Here is an 18237-nt window from a genome sequence, read left to right as displayed (position 1 = left end):
CTGCGATCAGGGCGAGGAAAGCCCCCTGTCGGTGCCGCACAGACGATCCCAGTGACGGAAGTAGAGGCCGTAATTGCATCGGTAGCTTTCGTGGTGCCGGTGGTGATGGCTGGCGGTTATCAGCCAGCCGCCGAGGCGCGATTGCACCAGGGCCCTGGGAAACATCTCCCAGCCCATGTGATTGGTGATGCCCATCACCGTCATGATCGTCAGGACGGCGCCCAGCGCGCCGACATGGATCGGCACGATGAACACCAGAGCAGGGACGACGACGGCGCCGGTCAGCGCTTCCAGCGGATGGAAGCTCATCGCCGCCCATGCGGTCGGCGGGCGGCTGGCGTGGTGGACGGCATGGGCAAGCCGGAACACACGCGGGCGGTGCATCCAGCGGTGCGTCCAGTAGAACCAGGTGTCATGCAGCAGCAGGAAGGCGAGCACCGAACCGGGCAGCCACCAGAGCGAAAAGGCATGGACATCGGTGTAGATCCGCGTCCAGCCATGCTGCTGCCAGCCCCAGGCGACGACGCCCGCAGGGATGCCGTAAATGGCGGCGGAAAGGAGCGACCACTTGATCTCGCTGCGGATCTGGAGGTCCAGCCCGGCATAGTGGCCGGGGCGCACGCGCGCGGTGATCCACGCGAAAAGGCCAGAGGTCAGGAGATAACGCAGCCCCACGATCGCCGTCATGGCGAGGGCGGAGACCAGCACCGCAAGGAGGGAAGCGTCAGGCGCCATGGGCGCGGACTAGGCCGTTAGGGAAGGGAGGGGAAGTGAAAAAGGGAAGGCCCGGGGCCATTGCCCCAGACCCCCTGACTATCGACGCCGTGCTTGCAGCGGCGCTTATTCGCGCGAAAGGCTGACGGTATCGGGGTCCAGGCAGACCCCGATACCTTATGCGCCTCAGCCCGTGGTGCGGCGAACGGCACCCTTATGCGCGCCCAGACCCTTGGGACCGCGCGGACGGAAGCTGCGCTTGCGCTCGCCGCCCTCTTCACCGGCGGCGCCATCGCGGCGCGGCTGGCGGCTGCCGCCGCTCTTGCCGCCCTGGCCGCCACGCCCACCGCCCTGGCCGCGTCCGCCGCCCTGCGGTGCGGCCGGGGCCACGCGTGCAGGAGCAGGCAGGCGAGCGGCCTGGTTCTGGAAGTCTTCCGGCAGCGGCAGCAGGTCCAGCTTGACGCGGGTCAGGCGCTCGATGTCGCGGATGTAGGGCTTCTCGTCGGCGGCGACGTAGCTGATCGCAACGCCGGTGGCGCCGGCGCGCGCGGTGCGGCCGATGCGGTGGACGTACTGTTCGGCCACGTTCGGGATTTCGTAGTTGTAGACGTGGCTGACGCCCGAGACGTCGATGCCGCGTGCGGCGATGTCGGTGGCGACCAGAACGCGGATGGCGCCCTGGCGGAAGCCGCCGAGCGCGGCGGTGCGCTGGGCTTGGCTCTTGTTGCCGTGGATCGCGGCGGCGGGAATGCCGGCGGCGACAAGGTGGCGCACGATGCGGTCGGCGCCGTGCTTGGTGCGGCTGAACACCAGTGCGCGGTCGATGGCGCCGTGGGTGGCGTTATCGGCAGCGTCATCGGCAAGGCCGGCGCGCAGCGACAGGGTCAGCAGCGCCTGCTTTTCGGCCTGGTTGATCATGACCGCGTACTGTTCGACGCGCTCTGCCGTGGTCGACTGCGGAGCGACTTCGACCTTGACCGGGTTGTTGATGAACTGGCGGCCCAGGTCTGCGATCGCCTGCGGCATGGTGGCCGAGAAGAACAGGCTCTGGCGGCCGGCGGGCAGCATGTTGGCGACGCGCTTGAGCGGGACGATGAAACCAAGGTCCATCATCTGGTCGGCTTCGTCGAGCACGAAGATTTCAACGTGCTTCAGCGTCAGCGCGCGCTGGTCGATCAGGTCGAGCAGGCGGCCCGGGGTGGCGACGAGGATGTCGCAGCCACGCTCAAGGGCGCGGGCCTGCTTGCCCACGGGAACGCCGCCGAAGATGCACTGGATCGAAAGATCCAGGAACTTGGCGTAACCCTTCATGTTGTCGGCGATCTGCGCTGCCAGTTCGCGCGTCGGGGACAGCACCAGCATGCGGCAGCCGGCGTTCTGGCGCGGCTTGGGGTTGTTGGCGAGGCGGTGCAGCGAAGGCAGCGAGAACGCGGCGGTCTTGCCGGTTCCGGTCTGCGCGATGCCAAGCAGGTCGCGGCCTTCGAGGAGCGAAGGAATGGCCTTGCGCTGGATGGGTGAGGGATCGGTATAGCCCTTGACTGCGAGCGCGCGGAGGATCGGCTCGGCAAGACCAAGTTCGGAGAAATAGGACATCTAGTCACTTTCAAAACAGCACGGGGACGCGCTGTTTTCACGAAAGACCGATGTGCCTTGAAAAGGCCTGGGCTTACGGAAGAGGGCGCGCGCACGGCAAGGTGTCGTTACGTGCGACCCTGCGTGAGGAAGGAAGCTAATTGGTGGCAATCGTTCGTCCGGGCCGGTCGTTGCGCCTTGCGCTAGGACCTCACGCTGCTCGCGGATTGCGGCGGGAATCTCCCGCGCGCCGATTGCTGAGGTGCCACATAGTGTGCGTTGCAGCGAAGCGCAAGAAAATTACGCTTGGCGAGCCGGGCGGCTATTCCTCGGCCCCCCACTTCAACGTATGCGGATCGGCCAGCGTCACCAGCCGCCGCATCGCCGCGCGGGCAAGCCGCTCCGTTTCCACCTTGCGGCGGGCGGCGGCAAGCTGGTGGAGCGGGGCAGGGCGCAGTATTTCCGCATCGTAACCATCGGCGACGATAACCCCACACCGTTCGGGCAGGAACACCCCGGTTTCCAGCGGCGCACGGTCCAGCGCCGGAGAAAGCCCCCAGTAGAAACGGTCGCAATAGTCGAGATAGTCGGTCCACTTGCCGTCGCCCAGCAGATCCGCGCGGGACACCTTGATCTCGACAATAATGACGTGGCCCTTCGCATCGATCCCCATGAGATCGGCGCGGCGCCCGCAGCGCAGCGGCATTTCGGGCAGGCACCAGATGTCGTTGCGGGCGAACAGGCGGGAAATCCCGCGCGCAACTTCCGCGGCGATGGGAGAGGCCGCATGGGGCAGTGAAAGAGAATCGGCTTCGGCCATGCTGCATCATAGGAACATACCGGGAACTTACAAGCGCTCTCCACGTCCGTTGAACGACATGTCGAATTTGTCGCTGGAAACGCCCGTTACCCTCTGCTAACCGGCCTTTCGTTGCACCCGTAGCTCAGCTGGATAGAGTGACGCCCTCCGAAGGCGTAGGCCACTGGTTCGAATCCAGTCGGGTGCACCATTTCCCCCCCAAAAAATCGGCGTGATCGGCGAAGATCGCGCTCTATTTGAGTTTCAACGGCAGGCCCGCCGCGATGAACTGAACTTCATCCGCCCAGGCCGCGACCGTCTGGTTCAGGCGCCCCGCTTCGTCGCGGAACCGGCGGGCAAGTGCGTTTTCGGGCACGATGCTCATCCCCACCTCGTTCGATACCAGCACCAGCGGGCACGGGCAGCGGTCCATCGCCTTGCCCAGCGCGGCGACGGGTTCGTCCAGCGGCATGTCCGCCAGTATCAGGTTGGTAAGCCACAGCGTCAGGCAGTCCACCAGCACCGCGTCTGCTTGCTGCGCGGCGCGGTCGATGGCGCCGGCAAGGTCCAGCGGCTCCTCCAGCGTGGTCCAGCGGGCGTCCCGGTCGTCCTGGTGGCGGGCGATGCGATGTTCCATCTCGGCGTCGAAGGCCTGCGCGGTGGCGATATAGGCGAGGGTGCCCGGATGCGATTCCACGCGGCCTTGCGCATAGCGGCTCTTGCCCGAGCGCGCGCCGCCCAGCACGAACAGGGCGCCGCTCATGTCCGCACGCCCGCCAGTGCAAGCAGGTCGTCGATATCCAGATGTTCCTCCATGGCCGCTGCCAGCGCATCGAGCGCGGCATCGACGCGGGCGTCGTTGTCGAAACCGTCCGACTGCGCGCCGATTCGGGCGAGCAGGGCGGCGCGCAGGTCCGGGCGGGCCAGCAGGCCGTGGCAATATGTGCCCAGAACCAGCCCGTCGCGGCTGATCGCGCCGTCGCTGCGGGCGCTCGACCCGCCGCCATCGAGGCTGGCGAAAGCGCGCAGCGCGTCAGGGCCGCCGGTCACGCCCATGTGCATTTCATAGCCCTTGAACCGCGCACCCAGCGCGGTGCCTTCGACCTCTGCCAGCGCCTTGCGGTTTCCCAGCACGGTGGCGACATCCAGCAGACCAAGGCCGGCGACTTCGCCCGGCGGTCCCTCGATGCCCTGGGGGTCGGCCACGGCGGTGCCCAGCATCTGGTAGCCGCCGCAGATCCCCAGCACCGCGCCGCCGCGCCGATGGTGGGCGAGAACGTCGATGTCCCACCCCTGCGCGCGCAGGAAGGCAAGGTCGGCGATGGTCGCCTTTGAGCCGGGCAGGACGATCAGCGCGGCGCTTTGCGGGATCGGGCTGCCGGGCGGGATCATCGCCACCTCCACACCGCTTTCCTGGCGCAGCGGGTCGAGATCGTCGAAATTGGCGATGCGCGGCAGGATCGGGCAGGCGATCAGCAGTTTTCCGGGCGCGGCGCCAAGGCCGCGTTCCAGCACCACGGCATCTTCACTGGGCAGCTGGGCAACGGCGGGCACCCAGGGCAGCACCCCGAAACCGCGCCAGCCGGAAAGCCGCTCGATCGCGGTGTAGCCGTCTGCGAACAGGGCCGGATCGCCCCGGAACTTGTTGATGAGGAACCCGCGGATCATGGCTGCGTCCTCGGGGTCGATCACGGCGCGGGTGCCGACCACGGCGGCGATCACCCCGCCTCGGTCGATATCGCCTGCCAAGACTACCGGCACGTTCGCCTCGCGCGCGAAGCCCATGTTGGCGATGTCTCCGGCGCGCAGGTTGATCTCGGCGGGTGAGCCTGCGCCTTCGACGAGCACGAGGTCGCAGCGGGCCTCCAGCCGGCGGTAGCTGGCCAGCACTTCGGGCAGCAGCGGGCGGCGCGCCTCGCGGAAATTGGCGGCGCCCAGCGTGCCGCGTACCTGCCCAAGCACGATGAGCTGCGAAGTGCGGTCTGCCTGCGGTTTCAGCAGCACCGGGTTCATGTCGACATGCAACGGGGCGCGGGCGGCCAGCGCCTGCAGCGCCTGCGCGCGGCCGATCTCGCCGCCATCGGGGGTGACGGCGGCGTTGTTCGACATGTTTTGCGGCTTGAAGGGCAGCACCTTAAGGCCCCGGTTGGCCGCCGCGCGGCACAGCCCCGCAACCAGCACCGACTTGCCGACGTCCGAGCCGGTCCCCTGCAGCATCAGGCCCGCCATAGTGCTGCTCCTGCCGTCACGATCAAGGCGAATGCTCCCAGTATGACGCAGGCGCGCCGGTAGATCAAAAGGGCGCGGGCAAGGTCCTGCGGGATGGCTTCGCGCCCGTCCTTCCCGATCCACGGCTTGTCGGCAAGCACGCCGTCGTAGGCGATCGGCCCGGCCAGCCGGACGCCGAGCGCGCCGGCCATCGCGCTTTCCGGCCAACCGGCATTGGGCGAGGCGTGGCGGGCATGATCGCGGGCCATAGTCCGCCAGCCGCCTCCGGCCAGGCACAGCAGCAGTCCGGAAAGGCGTGCGGGAATCAGCATCGCGGCGTCGTCGATCCGTGCGGCGGCCCAGCCATAGGCGCGGTATGGTTCTTCGCGGTGGCCAATCATGCTGTCGGCGGTGTTGATCGCTTTAAGCGCCCATGCACCGGGCAGGCCAAGCACGACGAGCCAGAACAACGGCGCCGCAACGCCGTCGCAGAAACTTTCGGCAAGGCTCTCGATTGCAGCGCGGGTGACGCCGGGTTCGTCCAACTTAGTGGTATCGCGCCCGACGATCATGCCCACGGCGCGGCGGGCCGCTGGCAGGTCATCCGCTTCGAGGGCGGCAAGGATGGGGCGCACGTGATCGTCGAGGCTGCGCGCGGCCACCGCAGGCCAGGCGAGCAGGGCGAGGATCGGCCACGCCCATGCGCCGGCCAGGCTGCGTACCGCCGCTTCGGCAAGGGCGGCCGAGGCGAAAGTCAGCGCGATCAGCAGCAGGGTGGTGGCAAGTCCGGCAATCCGTCGGCGCCGGTCCGTCCAGTGCGGGCGGTTGAAGGCCCGGTCGCAGCTTTGAATGATCTTTGCGAAGAGGCCCACCGGGTGCCCGGTCAGGGCATGGAGCCTGTTCGGCCAGCCCAGCGCCGCCTCGATCGCCAGCGCGGCGGCGGCGATGGGTTCAGCCATGGGCCAGCGCCCGGTCCAGCCGGGCCAGCGCGCGCACATCGGCGGGCACGCCAAGGCGCAGCGTATCGGGGTACTGGGCGAAGGGGCGGGTGAGGATTTGCGCCTGCGCAAGACGAGTGAACAGCCCTTCGGCATCGCACCCGGTCAGATAGCGGAACAGCGGGCAGGCGCCTTGCGGGCTGAAGCCGTGCCTTTGCAGCACGGCATTGAGCGCAGCGGCGCGGCGCGGCAGTTCGGCGCGGGTGCGGGCGCTCCATTCATGATCGGCGTAGGCGGCGCGGCCGATGGTCAGAGCAGCGGCGTGGAGCGGCCAGCTGCCCAGCACACTGCGTAGCCGCGCGGCGAGCGAGGGCGGGGCGATCACGAAGCCGAGGCGCAGCGCGGCAAGCCCGAAGAACTTGCCGAACGAGCGCAGGACGACCAGCCTTGCCCCCGGCTGGACGTCCGGCGCGACGCTGATTTCGGGCTGACAGTCGGCAAAGGCTTCGTCGACGATCAGCCAGCCTCCGGTGGCGGCGATGGATTCGTGCCAGCTGCGGATCGCGGCGGGGGCGCGCAGCAGGCCGTCGGGATTGTTGGGATTGGCAAGGACGACGACTTCGGGGCGCTGCGGTACTTCGGCGAACGCGATGGGGCGCGAAGGGGTGAACGCCTCGGCATGAGTGCGGTAGGCGGGGGTCAGGGCGCGTCCGGGGAGGTTTAGCAGCAAGGCCAGCAGGCGCAGCGCCGTCTCGCTTCCCGGCACGGCGCAGACCCGCGCCGGATCGGCGCCGAAATGGCGCGCGGCCTCATGTTCCAGGGCGGCGAGGGCATCGGGATCGGGCAGGGCCGTCCAGTCGCAGCTGGGGGTTTTGCCTGGGTGCCACGGGACGGGGTTAAGGCCGGTAGAGAGGTCTAGCCAATCGGTGGGCGCGCCGCCGAACGTGCGCGCCGCCTCGCCAAGGCGGCCGCCGTGGTGGAGGAATGGCTGGGTCATGGCATCAGCACCAGTGCGGCAAGCATCGCGGTTTCCAGCAGTTCGATCCCGGCGCCGTGCCCGTCGCCCGAAATGCCGCCAAGGCGCGTTTGCAGCCACCAGCCCCACAGCGGAATGGCAATGAACAGGGCCAGCAGCGCCGGGTCCAGCAGCAGGGCGGCGGCGATTGCGACAAGGCTCCAGAACAGAAGATGGAGCCGTCCCACGCCGCTGCGAAAGGCAGTGCCGAGCCCTTCGTGAAGGGGCGGCAGGAACAGGGTCCAGGCGATGGGGGCGATGCGCGCCAGCACCGGGACGGCGATCAGCGCGGCGACTTTTGATACGGGCAAGGCGTTAAGCAGGACCAGCTTGGCCATGAGCTGCAATACGATCACCACCACTGCGAAGCTGCCGACGTGCGGGTCGGCCATCACGGCGGAAAGCCGCGTCCGTCCGCCGTGCGCTGCGCCTGCGCCGTCGGCCACGTCGCCCAGCCCGTCGAGGTGCAGGGCGCCGGTGATCGCGATCCAGCCGGTGAGGCCTGCCAATGCCGCCAGCCACGGGCCGCGCGAATGCAGCAGCCACCACGGCCCGGCCACGGCGGCGGCCACCGCCAGTCCAGCGACCGGGAACCAGCGCATGGCGCGGGCGAAATCCTGTCTGTCCGCCTGCACTTGCGGCAGCGGCAGCCGGGTCAGGAACTGGAGGGCGAGGATCAGGCCCTTCATGTGGTCAGGCCCACGATCTGCGCGATCGGCACAGCCTCACCCGGCCACACGCGCAAGGTAAGGACGCAGGAATAGGGCAGGTCGAAGGACCAGACGTGGCGATGTTCCATGTGGAACAATGCCGCCAGCGCCGCGCGCATCGCGCCGCCGTGGGTCAGGATGAGGGTGGAGGCATCGATCCCGGCCAGCGCCGCGCCGACGCGGGCGCTGAGCTGGGACCAGCGTTCGCCTTCGGGCGGGGCGTTCGCCTCAGGGTCTTCCCAGAAGCGGGCGTGAGCGGCGGGGTCCACCTGCGTGGGGGCGAGGCCGGTCCATGCGCCGAAGTCGAGTTCGCGCCAGCGGGCATCCACGGTATGCGAAGCGCCGCGCGCAGCGGCGATCCGGGCGGCCGGGATGTGGGCGCGCGAAAGGTCGGAGGAGATCACCCGCTCGAACGCCAGCCCCTCTGCCGCCGCCACGCACTTGGCGGTTCCGCTGGGGAGGGGGGCATCGTCGCGCTGGCCGAGCAGCAGGTTCGGCTGGACCGGGATGCCGTGGCGCATGAGGTGGACGAGGATTTCGGTCATGATGGGATGGCGCAGTGCCCGCTTACTGCCCGCCCGCCACGGCGGCTTCCTGGAATGTGGCCATCTCGCTGTGTGCCGCCAGAGCCGCGCGCACGATGGGCACGGCCAGCGCAGCGCCGGTGCCTTCGCCCAAGCGCAGGCCGAGGTTCAGCAGGGGTTCGAGCTTCAGCGCGGCCAGCAACCGGGTGTGCCCCGCTTCGGCGGAGTAGTGCGCGGCAAGGCAGTGCTGCGTCAGATCAGGGTTATCGCGCGCCAGCGGAGCGATCGCGGCGGAGGCGATGAAGCCGTCCAGCAGCACCGGAACCCGCCGCAGCCGGGCGGCAAGGATGGCGCCTGCCATCGCCGCGATCTCGCGCCCGCCAAGGCGGCGCAGGGTTTCGAAGGCAGTGGTGCAGTCCGGTCCATGGAGCGCCAGCGCAGCCTCCACGGCGGCGGCCTTGCGGGCGAGGCCGGCATCGTCCAGCCCGGTGCCGCGCCCGATCCAGTCCCGCACCTCGCCGCCCAGCGCCTGCGCGCACAGGGCGGCAGCGGGCGTGGTGTTGCCGATGCCCATCTCGCCCACCAGCAGCAGCTGCGTGCCTTCGCGCAACGAGTCCGCGCCCCGGTTCAGGGCATCGAGGCATTCCTCCACGCTCATGGCGGGGGCCCGCGTGATGTCGCCGGTGGGGCGGTCCAGGTCGAGGGCGACGATCGAAAGATCGGCTGCGCAGGCTTTCGTCAGGGCATTGATCGCCGCGCCGCCGGTCTTGAAATTGGCGACCATCTGCACCGTCACTTCGGGCGGATAGGCGCTGACGCCCTGCGCCGCGACGCCGTGGTTACCGGCGAAGACGACCGCTTGCACGGTGTCCACGCGGGGGCGTTCGCACCCTTGCCAGCCGGCCATGAACACGGCGATATCCTCAAGCCGCCCCAGCGCGCCCGCCGGTTTGGTGAGGCGGGACTGGCGATCGGCGGCGGCATCGCGGCTGGCGCCATCGGCCTTGGGCAAAGTGGCCAGCGCGGCGGCGAAGGCGGCGGGATCAGCGAAGCGGATCATGTGCAGACGAACCCTTCGGGCGGGGTGCGGGTGATGAAGTGGCCTTTCACGCCCTGCGGCCATTCGCGGAACGGCACGCGGCCTTCCTCGCTGGCGGCGTGTGCCGCCGCATATTCCAGGATGGCGCGGGCGGCGTCCTCATCCGGCGCGAAATCGCCCAATACGTAGCCCACCTTGCCGGGTGCGCGGATGTGGACGGTGCAGTGGCGGGTGCAGGCGAACAGGCAGGGCATTCCCTGTACCGCCACGCCCTGCAATTTCGGATCTGCCGCCTGCACATCGCGCAGCGCCTGTTCGAGCAGCGCGCCGCCGCGCCGGCCTTCGCCGTCCTCGCGCTCGTCGGCGCCAAGGCGGCAGGTATTGCACACGACGACCGAAGGGCCGGGGGCTACGGGTTCAAGCATCAGAAGCGGCTCCTTATGCCGAAGGTGACGGTGCGCCCCAGCGCGGCATAGCCGGCGGCCGTCTCGTAGTTCTTGTCGGTCAGATTTTCCACGCGGCCCTGCACGATCAGGCCCTGCCGGATTTCCCACTGAGCGCGCAGGTCGATCAGCCAGTAGTCGTCCAGCTTTGCGGTGCCGGTGGCGGCGTTGAAACTTTCGCCCGAATAGCGCGCGGCCACGCTGGCGCGCAGGCCTAGCGGCAGGTCGAAGCCGGCCTCCGCATTGGCGAGGTGGCGGGGTACGCGCTGGAGCTGGCGGCCATAGGTGCTGCTGTCCCCGGTGCGGTCTTCCGCCTCGATCCAGCTATAGTTGCCACTGGCGAACAGCACGCCCAGCGTGCCCTGCGCCGACAGTTCCAGGCCGCGCGCCCTGGCAGCCTTGACGTTGGCGTAATAGCCGAAGCGGGTCGTCGCGGTGCCGGGAATATAGCAGATGTCGGGCTGGGCGGCGCCGACCGGGCAATAGGCGAAGTCGATCAGGTTGTCGGTGTCGCGCTGGAACCAGGTGGCGGACAGGCGCAGCGTCTCCGCGAAATTCTGCTCGGCCCCCACTTCCCAGCCTTTCGCCTTCTCGGGCGCAAGGTCGGCGGCGCCGTAGATGCTGAACATCTGGTAGAGCGAGGGCGCCTTGTAGCCTTGCGAATAACTGGCGCGCAGCACGGTGGCACCTTCGTTGGGGCTATAGACCGCGCCCGCGCTCACCACCGTGTTGCCGCCGAAGCGGGACTGGTCGGAATAGCGCGCGCCGCCGTTCAGGGTGAGGCCGGTGACGGGGCTGAGGCGCAGTTCGCCGTAGACGCTGTTGGTATCCACGCTGGTAGGCGTCAGGACATAGGGGGCGGCGCTGTTCGCGGGCGATGCGGTGGTCATCCGCTGTTCCTCGCGCTCGGCGCCGAATACCGCCTGGAGCGCGTCCGATACCGTGTACGTGCCCTGATACTCGAACCGGCGCACGCGGCCGTGCGCGTCGAAGGTGAGCGGGCGGATGGAGCGCGCCGGGTCGTAGTTCTCGCGGTCGGTTTCGGACTGGAGCACGGCGATGCGGTTCACCAACTTCCCGCCGAGCAGCGCGAAGTTCAGCCCGGCATAGCCCGACCATTCTTCGGTCAGGCCATAGGCGGGGGTATCGCCCGAGGTGCCGTCGAAGTCGTTGTTCGATTTCGACCAGTAGCCATGCAGGTCCAGGCTGATACCCGGCGCCAGGCGCACCGTCACCGTGCCGCTGGCGCCGGTGCGGGTGTAACCGTCATCCTCGGTGCCGTTGGAGCGGGCCGAGATGCCGTCCGTGGTGAAGCGCGAGGCGGACAGGCGCCAGTCCACCGCCTGCGATGTGCCGCCGATGCCCGCGCGGGCGGAGACGGTATCGTGCGTGCCGGCCTCTACGGCGACACTTCCTTCCAGCGGCGCGGCCGAGCGGCGGGTGCGCACGTTGACCACGCCGCCGATGGCATCGCTGCCCCACAGGATGGACTGCGGCCCGCGCAGGATCTCGATGCGGTCGATGTCGTCCAGCAGGAGGTTGGAAAAGCCGTAGCCGCCTGCGGTGGAGGACGGGTCTGACAAGCGCATCCCGTCGATCACCATGACGCTTTGCCCGGCATCGGCGCCGCGGATGCGCAGGGATGTGGTGGTGCCGTAGCCGCCGTTGCGCGACGCGCTGATGCCCGGGGTGCGCAGCAGCGCGTCGGTCAGGGCTACCGGCTGGAGGGCGACGATGGCGGGTTCGTCCAGCACGGTGACGGTGGCCGAAACGCGGTCTGCGGCAACAGGGGTGCGCAGGGCGGTGACGACGATGCCCTCGTCCGTCCCGGCGTCTTCGGCTAGGGCGGGAGAGGCGGCCAGCGCCAGCACGAGGCCCGTTGCAGTGGCGGCGAAACTTAAATTCAAACGCATTTCCTTCACGCAGACGACATCGACCCCGGCGGCCCGAAGGCTGCGAGGTCTCAAGCTGTCGCTCGGCGAGGAATTGCCCCCTCGTTCGGCCGGCACACCCTGTCCGGTCGAAGAACGACGGCGACAGGCAGGTCTCCTGGCTCGCGGGTCGGCGCCGTTCCGGCCGCCTTCTCAGGACTTTTCGGTCCCAATGGCGTAGTGGCCGGATGGCTCGCCGCTTACAGTTGCAGGGGCAGCCCCGGGGGTTTCACCCGGGTTCCCTTTTGATCCCCTTGCGGGGAACCTGACGCGGGGCCGGATTATCCCGGCCCGGTCCGGCGCGCAAGTGGGCCCGGAGTTGGCCTATGCTTGCGCGGGCTGGCCCGGCGCCATAGGTGCGAAAGCATGACACACGACAGTCCCGCACGGTGCCCGGCACTGCTGATCGCCGCGCCCGCTTCCGGGCAGGGCAAGACGCTGGTGACGGCGGCGCTGGCCCGCCGCCACCGAGCGGCCGGGCGGCGGGTGCGGGTGTTCAAGTGCGGACCGGATTTCCTCGATCCGATGGTCCACGAAGTCGCCAGCGGAGCGCCGGTCCATCAGCTTGACCTGTTCATGTGCGGCGAGGCGCAGTGCCGCGCGCTGCTGCATGAAGCGGCGCAGGAGGCGGACCTGATCCTGGTGGAGGGGGTGATGGGGCTGTACGACGGCGATCCCAGCGCCGCCGATCTGGCCCAGCGCTTTGGCCTGCCGGTGCTGGCGGTGGTGGACGGATCGTCGATGGCGCAGACGTTCGGGGCGCTGGTCCATGGGCTGGCCACGTATCGTCCCGGGCTGGACCTGCACGCGGTGATCGCCAACCGGGTCGGCAGCGCGCGCCATGCGCAGTTGCTGGAAGCCAGTGTGCCGGCGGGCGTGAGATGGCTGGGCGCACTGCCGCGCGAGGGCGCGGTGTCGCTGCCGGAACGCCATCTCGGGCTGGTGCAGGCAGGTGAGGTGGCGGACCTGGACGCCCGGCTGGACCGCGCCGCCGCGTTGCTGCCCGAAGCCGCGCTACACTTGCCGCCGCCGGTCGAGTTCGCCGCTCCCTCCGGCGCGCCGCAGCCTGGAACGGGGCTTGCGGGCAAGCGTATCGCCATTGCGCGGGACGAGGCTTTCGCCTTCATCTACCGGGCCAATCTGGAGTGGCTGGAGCGTTCCGGCGCGCGGCTCTCGTTCTTTTCACCCTTGCGGGACGGCGCCTTGCCCGCGTGTGATGCGCTGTGGCTGCCGGGGGGGTATCCCGAGCTTCATCTGGAAACGCTGGCTGCAAATCATGCGATGCTGGCCGCGATCCGGGCGCATCACGGCGCGGGCAAGCCGATTCTCGCCGAGTGCGGGGGGATGCTTTATACCTGCACGGCGCTGATCGACGGGCAGGGGCGGCGCGGCGAACTTCTCGGCCTGCTGCCGGGCGAGGCGGCGATGCAGCCGCGTTTCACGGCGCTGGGGATGCAGCAGGTGGACCTTGAAGGGGGCACCCTGCGCGGCCACACCTTCCATTATTCGCGGCTGGAAACGGCGCTGGAGCCGGTCGCTCGTGCTCGCACTCCCGATGGACGGCAGGGCGAGGCGCTGTACCGGGCAGGCTCCCTTACAGCGAGCTACATGCACATGTACTTCCCCTCTGCGCCCGATGCGGCGCAGAGGTTGTTTACAGCTTAGGCCTAAGCCTCCACCACCTGACCGGCGGTGAGGGAAACATCGGACTTCGGCGCGCTGGGGATTTCGGCGATGCCGGGTTCGGGAACGCGGAAGAACCTGGCAGAGTGCGCGCGGCTGCCGAGCGCTTCGCTTGACGTCACGCTGATCAGCCATGGCGAGGCGACAAGGCCCAGGATGATCGGCGAGAGCCACAGCGCGGTCACCGGATCAAGCCATGCCGTGGCGGCCAGCGCCGCGCCCAGCAGCAGATGCTCGCGAAGATCGGGCAGGATTTCGCGCACGGTGATGCGGCGGGCGTCGCGGGCCTGGGTGTTCCAGCCTGCCGATATGCCGAGCAGAAGGCCAAGCAGCGCCTTAGTCTGGGTGACCATGGTGATCGGGGCGAGCAGCATGCCCATCACGATCTCCAGCGGCACGGTGCGCAGGACCGCGCCGGCGCCGCCGAAGCTGCGGCGGCGCTCCTTGTTGGCCAGCATCCAGATCGTGCCCATCAGCTTGGGGCCGAACAGGAGCACCACCGTCAGCGCCAGCACGCTGGGCGGGGCAAGGGTGACGAACCCGCCGGTGTCGCGGCTGGCGACCTGGCCGATCATCGCCAGGATCAGCAGCAGCCAGCCCGGCGAGGTGAGATAGGCGGAGGCGCCGATCAGCAGGTGCAGGCGGCTGGTCCAGTGCAGGCCGGAGGCGCCCAGCAGTTGCAGGTGCTGCAGGTTGCCCTGCATCCAGCGCCGGTCGCGGATCGCCATGTCGACGATGGTGGGCGGGAATTCCTCGTAGCTGCCGCCGATCATCACCATGTGCACCGCCCAGCCACGCCGCCGCAGCAGCGCCGATTCCAGCATGTCGTGGCTCAGGATGTGGCCGCCGAACGGGGCCTTGCCGGGCAGTTCGGGCAGACCGCAGGAATCGGCGAAGGCGCGGGTGCGCACGATCGCATTGTGACCCCAGAAGTTGGATTCCGCGCCCGACCACCACAGCAGTCCGGCGCTGGCGATAGGCCCGTAAGCCTCGCTGGCGAACTGCATCCAGCGCTGGAACAGGGTGCGCGCATTGGTGATCATCGGCACCGTCTGCAGCAGGCCGATCGAAGGGCGTTCCTCCATGATCGAGGCCATGCCGACGATGGTGTCGCCGCTCATCATCGAATCCGCGTCGAGGATCAGCATGCATTCGTAGGACGCGCCGAAGCGGCGGACCCATTCCGCGATGTTGCCGGGCTTGCGGGCGGTATTCTGCTCGCGGCGGCGGTAATAGACCTTGATCGGCGCTTCGGCCGCAAGTTCGCGCCAGGCGGCTTCCTCGCGCTTGCCGTGGAAGGGGTTGGAATCGCTGAGGATGAAGAAGTCGATCCACGGCGCGCCGCCCGATGCGGCGATGGAACTGGCCATGGCGCGGGCGCGGGCGAAGACTTCCTCGACGCTCTCGTTGTAGACCGGCATCAGCACGGCGGTGCGGTGGCGCAGGCTGGACGCCGGGCTGGGCAATGCGGTGAAGCCCGGATGCTCGCCGGTGATGAGCTTGAGAAAGCCGATGGTCGAAGTGACGAAGCCGAAGGCGATCCAGCAGAACAGCGGCACGAAGAACACCAGCAGCAGCATTTCGACCCAGTCGAGCCCGTCGCGCGACAGTTCCATGCGCACCGTGCTCGACGCGGCCAGCCCGATCACCGCGGTCAGCGCGATCAGCAGCATCCGCTTGACCAGCATCCCGTGGGGGCTGGTCAGCACTTCGATCGCTCCGGGAGGATTGCCGTAGAGGTTCTGCACCGGCATCACCAGCGGCGCTTCGGCAGGAAGCATGGGCGGCGCGGGCAGAACGGTCACGCTCACGATACGGCTCCGGTTTCCAGCGACTTTATCACGGTTTCGCTAAGCGCGGTATCGCCGCGTTTGAGGTAAAGGCGGAAAGCGGGCTGGGTCACGGCTGTGGTCCTCACGTCGATCATGACGCGCCAAAGCGCATCGGAACGGGCCACGGGATAAGCGACGGCAGAGACGATTGCTCCCTTGGGAAGGTCGGTTTCGGCGGTAACGCCGCTTTCACGCGTCAGCCCGGCAAGCGAAGGGCCTGCGAAATCGAAGACGAACTTGCGCACGCCGGCCATCGGCGGGGCGCCGGGAATGCCGCCCGGTCCTTCGAACATGTCGACGCAGCGCGAGGCGCGGTCGGCGGTCGGGTCGTTGGAGGACCACGTCAGGCGATAGGCGAAGTCGCGCCGTTCACCGGCCCTGGCGGGCTTGTCGCTGCGCCAGAACATGGCGATGTTGTCCATCGTCTCGCTGCTGGTGGGCATTTCGTAAAGGCACACCGCGCCCGCGCCCCAATCGCCCTTTGGTTCCACCCAGAGCGAGGGCCGGCGGTCGTAGAAGACGCCGTCGTCCTGGTAATGGTCGAAAGCCTGATCGCGCTGGAGCAGGCCAAAGCCCTTGGGCGATTTCGCCTGCATCGAATGCAGTTTGGCGACCGAGGGATTTTCCAGCGGACGCCACACGCGCTCGCCATTGCCGGCCCAGATCGCCAGGCCGTCCGAATCGTGGATTTCAGGGCGCCAGTCCGGGCGGGCGGCGCGGTTCGACTGGTCGTACCAGAACATGCTGGACGCGGCGGCAAGGCCCAGCTGCTTGACCGCCTTGCGCAGGAACAGCGCGGCGGTGACATCCTGCACGGCGCTGTCCTTGCCGTTGCGGCAGTCGAAGGAATAGGCACCCGCAAGGCTGGGGCCATCGAGCAGGGCATAGACGCGCACGCTGTCCGGGCCGGTCTGCTCGATCCAGAAATGGGTGAAGGCTGGGAATTCCTCGCCAGTGGGCAATCCGGTGTCGATGGCGATGGCGCGGGCGGAAAGGCCGTATTGATCGCGCGATCCCGAGGACCGGAAGTAGCTGGCGCCCTGCCAGGCCAGCCAGTCGCTGCGGCCGGTGGCATCCATTACCCGGAAACCGACCGGGTCGGTATTCTCGCTGGTGACGAACAGCCCGGCGGTATCGACGATCTCGCGCGCCTGCCCGTTTTCGAGCAGGGCGATACGCACCGGCTTGGGCGCGGTGCCGCGCACGGCCGGGAACAGGCGAACATTGCCTGCAACGGTCTTGGCGTCACCGTAGGTCAGCTTTACCGCTGCGTCGTAGTCGGCGGCGGCGCGGGGCGAATCCGGGGTTTCGGCGTAAGGCTTGCGGGCAAGGGCGCGGGCCTGAGCGACAAGGCTGTCCCACGAAAACGCCGCAGGAGGACCCATGCGCCCGCCCGCCGCTGCGCCGCCCACTGCGGCATTCAAGCCGGCGGGCAAGGCGCCGGCGGCGGCGCCCGTTGCTGCAAGCGCCGCGAAAAGCCTGACAGCCATGCGGCGCGACATCTGCGCGTCGTTTATCAGAATGGATACCTCTTGTTGCCGCTGGGCCGTGATCCGATCATGCCCCAGCTATCTTCTGTTCTGCGCATTCTCCGGGTCATCAAGTGATCCCACCCGATTTGAAAATGCTCAAACTGCCGTGATGCCGATACGCACGAGCGGCCCGATTGTTGCACGGCGCGGCATGGCACCGGGCCGGTTATGGCACGGGCGACCTTTCAGCTGCCTGTCCGCTCCGCACCGTTCGCCGCGTCCCGCCAACCGATGATCGCCCGGTCGCCCGGTTCGAGGTCATTTGCGAAGACTTCGGTGCGCTTGCCGTCGCTACCGCCGACCGTGACATAGACTCGCCGGGGATCGCCGCGCTCCAGAACGTAGATCCGCGCGCGCCTGCGCTTCTGGCCCACGGCCGGCTCGAAAACGAGCGCGGCGTCAGGCACGAGCAGGACATTGCGGCGCTCTGGCAGCTGGATTTCCACCGTCGCGGCCATGCCGGGGCGGACCTTGGGGTCGGGCCGCTCGATCGTGAAGACCGCGCGCGGCGGCGCGGTCTGCGGCGGCGGGCTGACCCGCAGAAGGGTGAGGGTGGCCGACTGCGGCGTGTCGGGCATCGCGTCGAGGCGCACCTGGGCCAGCGTGCCGGCCTTGATCGGGTTGGCCTGCTGGTTGGACAGCGGCACTTCGGTGGTCAGCGGGGCAAGGCCGGCAGCGATCGTGAACAGCGGCTGGTGTTCGCCCACCGTCTGGCCCGGCTGGACATGGCGCATGGCCAGGATCCCCGAAATCGGCGCGCGCACTTCGGCGCCAGCCTCAAGCTGCTGGTGTTCCTTGAGCTGAAGCTTCGCGGCCTTGGCCTCTGCACGGGCTGCGGCAACGCCCAGATCGGCCCGGCGCGCTTCGGCGCGGGCGCGCTCGATCTCGTTCAGCGCAGGCGCTCGGCCGCCCGAACGCTTCCATACGCTTTCGAAGCGGGCGAGGCGCGATCCGGTATCCTGGGCAGAAACCTGCGCGGCATCGAGCATGGCCTGCGCCGCCGCCACGCGCGAACGGTCGATCTCCACGGCGCTCGCCATTTCGCCAGCGTCGAGCTTTGCCAGCACTTCACCCTTTTCGACTTCGCCGTCGCTCTTGCCCGAAACCCATGTGACACGGCCCGGCATGAGCGCAGTTACGGTCACTTCGCCCGATCCGCGCACCTGTCCGCGCTCAGAGACCAGCGGGATGAGGTTCCCCCGCTCCACCGGCGCAGAGTAATAAGGGGAATCCTCGCCCGTGACGAAGCGGACGAAGAACGTCAGCGCGCCAAGGCCCGCCAGAGCCAGCACCAGCA

At 68.6% G+C, this 18237-nt stretch carries 16 protein-coding genes, 1 tRNA gene and 1 riboswitch (1 of these 18 only partly in view); of the genes, 2 read left to right on the top strand and 15 right to left on the bottom strand.

From position 1 onward, the window contains the following. Positions 1–6: 6 nt before the first annotated feature. The 3 genes from TQ38_RS00265 to TQ38_RS00255 all read right to left on the bottom strand — a co-directional run bounded on the left by TQ38_RS00265 (position 7) and on the right by TQ38_RS00255 (position 3106). Positions 7–735 (bottom strand): sterol desaturase family protein, encoded by a 729-nt coding sequence (locus TQ38_RS00265; protein ID WP_043974417.1) that lies wholly within the window; start codon positions 733–735, stop codon positions 7–9. Positions 736–900: 165 nt separating this feature from the next. Further along, complete coding sequence (locus tag TQ38_RS00260; RefSeq protein ID WP_043974419.1) at positions 901–2307, bottom strand: DEAD/DEAH box helicase; 1407 nt, start codon at positions 2305–2307, stop codon at positions 901–903. 301 nt (positions 2308–2608) lie between these two features. Next, entirely contained in the window at positions 2609–3106 is a 498-nt protein-coding gene (locus tag TQ38_RS00255) for an MmcB family DNA repair protein (protein WP_043974421.1), read from the bottom strand. A 113-nt stretch (positions 3107–3219) separates the two neighbouring features. Here TQ38_RS00255 and TQ38_RS00250 point away from each other — a divergent pair. Further along, positions 3220–3296, top strand: a tRNA-Arg gene (locus TQ38_RS00250). A 42-nt stretch (positions 3297–3338) separates the two neighbouring features. Here TQ38_RS00250 and cobU read toward each other — a convergent pair. The 9 genes from cobU to TQ38_RS00205 are packed head-to-tail and all read right to left on the bottom strand — an operon-like array spanning position 3339 to position 11875. Then, positions 3339–3848 (bottom strand): bifunctional adenosylcobinamide kinase/adenosylcobinamide-phosphate guanylyltransferase, encoded by a 510-nt coding sequence (gene cobU, locus TQ38_RS00245; RefSeq protein WP_205316049.1) that lies wholly within the window; start codon positions 3846–3848, stop codon positions 3339–3341. After that, positions 3845–5314: a cobyric acid synthase gene (locus TQ38_RS00240; protein WP_043974423.1), complete on the bottom strand. Its 1470-nt coding sequence runs from the start codon at positions 5312–5314 to the stop codon at positions 3845–3847. Before TQ38_RS00240 ends, cobU begins: the two co-directional genes overlap by 4 nt. Then, complete coding sequence (gene cbiB / locus TQ38_RS00235; RefSeq protein ID WP_043974624.1) at positions 5302–6252, bottom strand: adenosylcobinamide-phosphate synthase CbiB; 951 nt, start codon at positions 6250–6252, stop codon at positions 5302–5304. The genes TQ38_RS00240 and cbiB overlap by 13 nt, the downstream gene beginning before the upstream one ends. Beyond that, on the bottom strand, positions 6245–7228 hold the full coding sequence (locus tag TQ38_RS00230; protein WP_043974425.1) for a threonine-phosphate decarboxylase: 984 nt from the start codon (positions 7226–7228) through the stop codon (positions 6245–6247). Before TQ38_RS00230 ends, cbiB begins: the two co-directional genes overlap by 8 nt. Further along, positions 7225–7935, bottom strand: a complete 711-nt coding sequence (locus tag TQ38_RS00225) for an adenosylcobinamide-GDP ribazoletransferase (RefSeq protein WP_043974427.1) — start codon at positions 7933–7935, stop codon at positions 7225–7227. Before TQ38_RS00225 ends, TQ38_RS00230 begins: the two co-directional genes overlap by 4 nt. Next, on the bottom strand, positions 7932–8501 hold the full coding sequence (locus TQ38_RS00220) for a histidine phosphatase family protein (RefSeq protein ID WP_043974429.1): 570 nt from the start codon (positions 8499–8501) through the stop codon (positions 7932–7934). The genes TQ38_RS00225 and TQ38_RS00220 overlap by 4 nt, the downstream gene beginning before the upstream one ends. Positions 8502–8523: 22 nt before the next feature. Beyond that, positions 8524–9540, bottom strand: coding sequence for a nicotinate-nucleotide--dimethylbenzimidazole phosphoribosyltransferase (gene cobT / locus TQ38_RS00215; RefSeq protein ID WP_043974432.1), 1017 nt, complete (start codon positions 9538–9540; stop codon positions 8524–8526). Then, positions 9537–9944: a DUF1636 domain-containing protein gene (locus TQ38_RS00210; protein ID WP_043974434.1), complete on the bottom strand. Its 408-nt coding sequence runs from the start codon at positions 9942–9944 to the stop codon at positions 9537–9539. Before TQ38_RS00210 ends, cobT begins: the two co-directional genes overlap by 4 nt. Then, complete coding sequence (locus TQ38_RS00205) at positions 9944–11875, bottom strand: TonB-dependent siderophore receptor (protein ID WP_052505652.1); 1932 nt, start codon at positions 11873–11875, stop codon at positions 9944–9946. The genes TQ38_RS00210 and TQ38_RS00205 overlap by 1 nt, the downstream gene beginning before the upstream one ends. A gap of 108 nt (positions 11876–11983) precedes the next feature. Continuing rightward, positions 11984–12177, bottom strand: a riboswitch (cobalamin riboswitch). 82 nt (positions 12178–12259) lie between these two features. Here TQ38_RS00205 and TQ38_RS00200 point away from each other — a divergent pair. Beyond that, positions 12260–13558, top strand: a complete 1299-nt coding sequence (locus TQ38_RS00200) for a cobyrinate a,c-diamide synthase (RefSeq protein WP_043974436.1) — start codon at positions 12260–12262, stop codon at positions 13556–13558. 2 nt (positions 13559–13560) lie between these two features. Here the strand turns inward: TQ38_RS00200 and mdoH are convergent, their stop codons facing one another. The 3 genes from mdoH to TQ38_RS00185 form a co-directional block, all read right to left on the bottom strand. Beyond that, a complete protein-coding gene (gene mdoH, locus TQ38_RS00195; protein WP_205316085.1) occupies positions 13561–15357 on the bottom strand; it encodes a glucans biosynthesis glucosyltransferase MdoH in 1797 nt (598 codons plus the stop codon). A gap of 26 nt (positions 15358–15383) precedes the next feature. Next, positions 15384–16898, bottom strand: coding sequence for a glucan biosynthesis protein (locus TQ38_RS00190; RefSeq protein WP_370059779.1), 1515 nt, complete (start codon positions 16896–16898; stop codon positions 15384–15386). A 227-nt stretch (positions 16899–17125) separates the two neighbouring features. Further along, a protein-coding gene (locus TQ38_RS00185) for an efflux RND transporter periplasmic adaptor subunit (RefSeq protein ID WP_043974441.1) crosses the window boundary here: on the bottom strand, positions 17126–18237 show its 3' portion. Its footprint extends 94 nt past the window's final position; only the last 1112 of its 1206 coding nucleotides appear in the window; its start codon lies beyond the right edge, outside the window; the stop codon is at positions 17126–17128.

This window comes from Novosphingobium sp. P6W, from assembly GCF_000876675.2.
In the GTDB taxonomy this organism is placed as follows: domain Bacteria; phylum Pseudomonadota; class Alphaproteobacteria; order Sphingomonadales; family Sphingomonadaceae; genus Novosphingobium.
The sequence above is the reverse complement of the archived record's forward strand: the minus strand, read 5'-3'. Positions and strand labels throughout refer to the sequence as shown.

Bases quoted from the DNA above. Each gene is read 5' to 3' on its own strand.
- TQ38_RS00230 (WP_043974425.1), bottom strand. From the start codon at position 7,228: ATGACCCAGCCATTCCTCCACCACGGCGGCCGCCTTGGCGAGGCGGCG.
- cbiB (WP_043974624.1), bottom strand. From the start codon at position 6,252: ATGGCTGAACCCATCGCCGCCGCCGCGCTGGCGATCGAGGCGGCGCTG.
- cobU (WP_205316049.1), bottom strand. From the start codon at position 3,848: ATGAGCGGCGCCCTGTTCGTGCTGGGCGGCGCGCGCTCGGGCAAGAGC.
- cobT (WP_043974432.1), bottom strand. From the start codon at position 9,540: ATGATCCGCTTCGCTGATCCCGCCGCCTTCGCCGCCGCGCTGGCCACT.
- TQ38_RS00205 (WP_052505652.1), bottom strand. From the start codon at position 11,875: ATGCGTTTGAATTTAAGTTTCGCCGCCACTGCAACGGGCCTCGTGCTG.
- mdoH (WP_205316085.1), bottom strand. From the start codon at position 15,357: ATGCTTCCTGCCGAAGCGCCGCTGGTGATGCCGGTGCAGAACCTCTAC.
- TQ38_RS00190 (WP_370059779.1), bottom strand. From the start codon at position 16,898: ATGGCTGTCAGGCTTTTCGCGGCGCTTGCAGCAACGGGCGCCGCCGCC.
- TQ38_RS00260 (WP_043974419.1), bottom strand. From the start codon at position 2,307: ATGTCCTATTTCTCCGAACTTGGTCTTGCCGAGCCGATCCTCCGCGCG.
- TQ38_RS00225 (WP_043974427.1), bottom strand. From the start codon at position 7,935: ATGAAGGGCCTGATCCTCGCCCTCCAGTTCCTGACCCGGCTGCCGCTG.
- TQ38_RS00255 (WP_043974421.1), bottom strand. From the start codon at position 3,106: ATGGCCGAAGCCGATTCTCTTTCACTGCCCCATGCGGCCTCTCCCATC.
- TQ38_RS00220 (WP_043974429.1), bottom strand. From the start codon at position 8,501: ATGACCGAAATCCTCGTCCACCTCATGCGCCACGGCATCCCGGTCCAG.
- TQ38_RS00210 (WP_043974434.1), bottom strand. From the start codon at position 9,944: ATGCTTGAACCCGTAGCCCCCGGCCCTTCGGTCGTCGTGTGCAATACC.
- TQ38_RS00265 (WP_043974417.1), bottom strand. From the start codon at position 735: ATGGCGCCTGACGCTTCCCTCCTTGCGGTGCTGGTCTCCGCCCTCGCC.
- TQ38_RS00200 (WP_043974436.1), top strand. From the start codon at position 12,260: ATGACACACGACAGTCCCGCACGGTGCCCGGCACTGCTGATCGCCGCG.
- TQ38_RS00240 (WP_043974423.1), bottom strand. From the start codon at position 5,314: ATGGCGGGCCTGATGCTGCAGGGGACCGGCTCGGACGTCGGCAAGTCG.